At 70.9% G+C, this 3,751-nt stretch carries 2 protein-coding genes and 1 pseudogene; all 3 read right to left on the bottom strand.

Annotated features, from left to right (window positions below; translation table 11 throughout):
• Positions 1 to 817, bottom strand: a pseudogene (locus C3488_RS39385) (1,4-alpha-glucan branching enzyme); the annotation flags it as partial.
• A 41-nt stretch (positions 818 to 858) separates the two neighbouring features.
• Complete coding sequence (locus tag C3488_RS39380) at positions 859 to 2,244, bottom strand: phosphotransferase (RefSeq protein ID WP_103845605.1); 1,386 nt, start codon at positions 2,242 to 2,244, stop codon at positions 859 to 861.
• A 44-nt stretch (positions 2,245 to 2,288) separates the two neighbouring features.
• Positions 2,289 to 3,751 (bottom strand): maltose alpha-D-glucosyltransferase (treS, locus tag C3488_RS39375; RefSeq protein ID WP_103845604.1); only part of this gene is annotated, 1,463 nt, incomplete at its 5' end.

The following is a 3,751-nucleotide window of genomic DNA, read 5'->3' as shown; positions in this document are numbered from 1 at the left end:
CGACGTAGGCGGGGAGATGCTCGGCCAGCTGCCGGTAGGTCAGCCCCGGCCGCCAGGACGGCAGGTGCACCTCGTACACCGAGAACGGCGCACGATGCACGGGAGTGTCCGCGCGGTGCGCCATCCATGCGTCGTCGTGCCACTCGTACGTCGACTCGGTCACGATCGAGGCGGTCGCCGGCGGCACTTCCGTGCGGCGGGCCATGGGGTCCGCGCGTACGGTGTGGCTGCCGTCGGGTCGCGCGATGTCGAACTTGTAGCGCGTCCCGGGGCCGAGACCGGGCACGAACAGCTCCCACACTCCGGAGGAACCGAGCGAGCGCATGGGGTACGCACGGCCGTCCCAGTGGCAGAAGTCCCCGCACAGCCGGACCCCTCGGGCGTTCGGCGCCCACACCGTGAAGCGGGTGCCGGTCACGCCCTGGTGGGTCATGGGGTGGGCGCCGAGTGCCTTCCACAGCTCCTCGTGGCGTCCCTCACCGATCAGGTGCAGGTCGAACTCGCCGAGCGCGGGCAGGAAACGGTAGGGGTCGTCGGTCTCCTGGACGGTGTCCGCGTACGCCACGAGCAGCCGGTGGTCCGGCACGTCCCGCACCGGCAGCAGGGCCGAGAAGAAGCCGTCGCCGTCGTCGTGCAGTTCGGCCCAGGCATCGCCGATGACGACGGTGACCGAGAGCGCACACGGCCGCATCGCGCGGAAGACCATCCCGTCCGGCACCGGGTGCGCGCCGAGTACGGAGTGCGGATCGTGGTGGGTGCCGGCCAGCAGCCGCTCCCGGTCACCGGCGGGCACGGGCGCGGGTGCCGGGGTGCCCAGGTGCGGCGAGGCGAGCGGGGGCGGGGGTGCGGTGTGCGTGGTCACGGCGTGGGCCTCCTGTCGCGGGGGCGTCGGGCGAGGCGTGCGATCGCCGCCATGGGCACCGGCAGCCAGTCGGGCCGGTGACGGGCCTCGTACAGGACCTCGTACACGGCGCGGTCCGTCTCGTAGGCGCGCAGCAGCGCCGGTTCCGCGCGCGGGTCCCAGCCCGCCTCGACGGCATAGCCCGCGCAGTACGCCTCCCGGCAGCGCAGCGCCCACTCGGGCTGCCACGGTCGGCGGGCATGGGCGGCGTAGTCGAAGGAGCGGAGCATGCCCGCGACATCGCGGACCGGGGACTGCGGGCGGCGCCGTTCGGGGAGCGGGCGGGCCGGTTCGCCCTCGAAGTCGATCACGTGCCACCGGTGTTCGGCCCGCAGCACCTGGCCGAGGTGCAGATCACCGTGGATGCGCTGGGCGGGCCGGGGCCTGTCGAGTGCGGCCAGTTCGGTGAAGGCGGAGCGCAGCCCTTGGGCGTACGGCAGCAGCTCCGGCACGGCGTGGGTGGCGTCCCGCAGCCGCTCGACCATGCCGGCGGTGAGGGGTCCGGTGTCGGGTGGGCCCTGGGGTTCGACGGGGAAGGCGGCGGCGAGGGCCATATGCACCTCGGCGGTGGCCCGCCCCAGTTCGTACGCCTCCTCGGTGAACTCCCGCCCGGCCGCGAGGGCGGCGAGCGCCTGTGTCCATCCGTCGGCGGCGCCGTGCAGGAAGGGCTGGAGCACGCCGAGCGTCGCGGCCCAGGGGCTGGAGGTGCGGAACCAGGCCATCGGCGCCGGGACGCAGGTGCAGCCCTGTCGTACCAGGGCCCAGGGCACCTCCAGGTCGGGGTTGATCCCGGGTCTCACCCGGCGGAAGACCTTCAGGATGTAGGCGTCGCCGTACACCAGGGAGGAGTTGGACTGCTCGGCTTCCAGGAGGCGGGGCGCGAGCCCGGTGGGTATGGTCACCCGTCTGTCGCGTTCGAAACGGAGGGCGCCCGCGGTGCCCGGCGTGCGCAGCCGTTCCAGGAGCAGGGACGCCGAGCGCGGGTCCTGGAGGGCGTCGTACACCAGCAGCCCGGCCAGAGGTCCCTCGCTCGCCCGCCCGAGGACCGCCGGGGAGACCCGTGGGGACAGGGACTCCCCGGTGCCGAGGAGCAGTTGGTAGCAGTCGTGCCCCGGCGCGGCGGTCGACGAGTGCCCGGCGCAGTCGGCGCGGGCCAGGACGTGCAGACAGCCGGGGTGCAGTTCGGTCACCGACAGCAGGGTCAGATCCGTGACGGACCGCCCTTTGCCGGCGAACCAGCGCTGGCGCGGCAACCACTCCCGCAGCAGACCGGAGAGCGAGGGCAGCAGCGAGGCGGGGCCGAGGCCGTCCTGGCTGAGCGTTGCGGTCTGGGTCTTCGGCATGGCCTCGCGTCCTTTCCGTGCCGGCCGACGTCAGCGGCCCTGGTTCAACTGGTCACGAACACGTTGACCTTGGTGGCCTGGGGGACGTTCTCGCGGAGGCGGAACCAGTAGAAGCCGTGGCCTGCGAGGGTGAGCAGGTAGGGCAGTTCCCCGATGGCGGGGAAGCGGACCCCGCCGATCAGTTCCACCGGGTGCCGGCCCTCGAACTGCCGCAGGTCCAGCTCGGTCGGCTGCGCGAAACGGGAGAAGTTGTGCACGCACATCACCAGGTCGTCCCCCTTTCCGTCGATTGAGGGGGCCTCCCGCAGGAAGGCGAGCACGGAGGGGTTGGAGGAGGACAACTCGGTGTAGGAGCCCAGGCCGAACGCGGGGTTCTGCTTGCGGATCTCGATCATGCGGCGGGTCCAGTGCAGCAGCGAGGACGGCGACGACATCGACGCCTCCACGTTGGTGACCTGGTAGCCGTAGACCGGGTCCATGATCGTGGGCAGGAACAGGCGGCCCGGGTCACAGGAGGAGAAACCGGCGTTGCGGTCCGGGGTCCACTGCATCGGGGTGCGCACCGCGTCGCGGTCACCGAGCCAGATGTTGTCGCCCATGCCGATCTCGTCGCCGTAGTACAGGATCGGGCTGCCGGGCAGCGACAGCAGCAGCGCGGTGAACAGTTCGATCTGGTTGCGGTCGTTGTCCAGCAGCGGGGCCAGCCGGCGGCGGATGCCGATGTTCGCGCGCATGCGGGGGTCCTTGGCGTACTCCGCCCACATGTAGTCGCGCTCCTCGTCGGTGACCATCTCCAGGGTCAGCTCGTCGTGGTTGCGCAGGAAGATGCCCCACTGGCAGCCCGAGGGGATCGCCGGGGTCTTGGCCAGGATCTCCGAGACCGGGTAGCGCGACTCACGCCGCACGGCCATGAAGATGCGCGGCATGACCGGGAAGTGGAAGGCCATGTGGCACTCGTCGCCGCCGGATGCGTAGTCGCCGAAGTAGTCGACCACGTCCTCCGGCCACTGGTTCGCCTCCGCCAGCAGCACCTTGTCCGGGTACTGCGCGTCGATCTCCTTCCGCACCCGCCTCAGGAACTCGTGCGTCGCCGGAAGGTTCTCGCAGTTCGTTCCCTCCTCGGCGTACAGATACGGGACGGCGTCGAGGCGGAAGCCGTCGATGCCGAGGTCCAGCCAGAAACGGAGAGCCGCCAGGATCTCCTCCTGGACGGCCGGGTTCTCGTAGTTGAGGTCCGGCTGGTGGGAGAAGAACCGGTGCCAGTAGTACTGCTTGCGCACCGGGTCGTAGGTCCAGTTGGAGGCCTCGGTGTCGACGAAGATGATCCGGGCATCGGGATACTTCTTGTCGTCGTCGGCCCACATGTAGTAGTCGCCGTAGGGGCCGTCGGGGTTGGCACGCGACTCCTGGAACCACGGGTGCTGGTCGCTGGTGTGGTTCATCACGAAGTCGATGATCACGCGCATGCCCCGCTGGTGGGCGGCGTCGACGAACTCCACGAAGTCCG

It is taken from the genome of Streptomyces sp. Ru72, from assembly GCF_002920635.1.
Taxonomy (GTDB): domain Bacteria; phylum Actinomycetota; class Actinomycetes; order Streptomycetales; family Streptomycetaceae; genus Streptomyces.
This window is presented reverse-complemented; position numbering and strand designations above follow the sequence as displayed.

What these genes read in the sequence shown, in the direction of transcription:
- C3488_RS39380 (WP_103845605.1), bottom strand. Translation starts at nt 2,244, where the DNA reads ATGCCGAAGACCCAGACCGCAACGCTCAGCCAGGACGGCCTCGGCCCC.